Origin of the sequence: Mesorhizobium sp. B1-1-5 (assembly GCF_006443065.1) — a bacterium.
GTDB lineage: Bacteria > Pseudomonadota > Alphaproteobacteria > Rhizobiales > Rhizobiaceae > Mesorhizobium.
In genome coordinates this window covers 1-1,608 of the sequence record NZ_VFWS01000328.1, presented here as the reverse complement: position 1 = coordinate 1,608, position 1,608 = coordinate 1, and the positions used below count along the sequence as shown (strand labels likewise).

Genomic DNA, 1,608 nt, shown 5'->3' with positions numbered 1-1,608 from the left:
GAGACCATTCCGGTGCTGGAAAAAGCCGGCGGCATGCTCTGGTACGCCTGCCCCTATGAAGGCTTCGAGGCCAACGAGCACGTCGTCTACATGCACGCTTGCCCAAACCAGCATCTGGTGCCGCTGATGGCCCATGTCGTGCCCCGCTTCGGCGCCAACGGCTACCTGCTCGGCTCGAACTACATCTGGGGCTGGGAGATGAACCGCGTGGCGCGCGACCTGATCGCGGATGCCGGCGGCAAGGTTCTGGGCGAGCGCTATCTGCGCATAGGCGAGACCGACGTGTCGCGGCTGATCGCCGAGATCCGGGCGACGCGGCCGAACTTCGTCCTCAACAACCTGATCGGCACCTCCTCCTACGCCTTCCTGGCGGCCTACCGCGACCTGGGCGTTGAGGACCCGGCCTTCAGCCCCGAGGTGTGCCCGATCATCTCCTGCAACCTCACCGAGGGTGAGCTGCCGGCGATCGGCGAAACCGGCAAGGGGCATTTGTCGGTCGGGCCGTATTTCGCGCCTCGCCCGGCGGCCTTCGCCTCGTCTTTCGAGGCCTCCGCCTATGCCTCCGTGCAAGTGATGGCCGACGTGCTCTCGCGTGATCCCGACGCCGGTCCGGCGGAATTTTCCAAGGCCTTCGCCGAACGGCGCTTCTCCACCCGGCTCGGCCCGATTGCTATCGACGCTCATTCCCAGCACGCAACGATGCCGGTAATCATCGGCCGGATCGCCGACGGCTTCTTCGAGGTCGTCAGCCGGCAGCACGAGGTCGCGCCCGATCCGTACCTGTCACGCTACGACCCCGCCACGACATTCGGCCGGCCGCGCCTGAGGGTGGTGTCGTGACCAGGCCATCGCGCATCCCGAATCTCGGCGGCGCCAGGGCATTCATCCTGCATCGCCCGCACCCGACCGTGCAGGCCATCACCAGGCAGTTGTCCGCCATCGGCCTGGTCACCGTCGACTGCTGGCCCGAACTGCCGCCTGAAGCGCTGGCCGCCGATTTCGTGTTCTTCGACGCCGATCTCGGTTTCGACGAGCAATTCCCGTGGAAGGCCGGCGAGGCGCCGATGCCGCTGGTGGCGCTGATCGGTTCGGAGGCGCCCGGCCGCATCGAATGGGCTCTCTCGCACAAGGCCGATGCGCAGCTCCTGAAGCCGGTCGGCACTGCCGGCGTCTACAGCGCGCTGCTGATCGCAAGGCAGAGTTTCGAGGCGCGAAAACATTTGGCCGGCGAGATCGCCTCGCTGCGTCAGCGTGTCGCCGAGCGCCAGACCATCGTGCGCGCCGTCGCGGCACTGTCGAAAGGCGCCGACGACGATCGCGCCTACGCGCAGCTGCGCTCGCTGGCGATGTGCTGGCAGATCAGTGTCGAGGATGGGGCGCGCCGCATCGTGGCAATGACCAATGAGGAAGTAACGGGTGAGGAAGGCGGCGATGACCACTCCTATCGCGCCTGACCTCCCGGCGGCCGCACGCATGCCGGTCAAGTCGCGCGCCGGCGTCTGGCGCCGGCTGGTCAAACGCCGCCTGGCGCTGCTCGGTCTGTTCATCGTCGCCATCGTCCTTGCCGGCGCGATCCTCGCGCCATGGCTGACCGGCTATGACCCGAAT

Annotated in this window: 2 protein-coding genes and 1 pseudogene; all 3 read left to right on the top strand. The window is 67.2% G+C overall.

Features of this window, described 5'->3' with window-relative positions:
• Nucleotides 1–840: transporter substrate-binding protein (locus FJ980_RS30985; protein WP_140547357.1), on the top strand; the 840-nt coding region annotated here is incomplete at its 5' end.
• Nucleotides 837–1,454: a transcriptional antiterminator gene (locus FJ980_RS30980; protein WP_140547356.1), complete on the top strand. Its 618-nt coding sequence runs from the start codon at nt 837–839 to the stop codon at nt 1,452–1,454. The genes FJ980_RS30985 and FJ980_RS30980, both read left to right, overlap by 4 nt.
• Nucleotides 1,432–1,608 (top strand): annotated as a pseudogene (locus tag FJ980_RS30975) (ABC transporter permease); the annotation flags it as partial. The gene FJ980_RS30980 and the pseudogene FJ980_RS30975, both read left to right, overlap by 23 nt.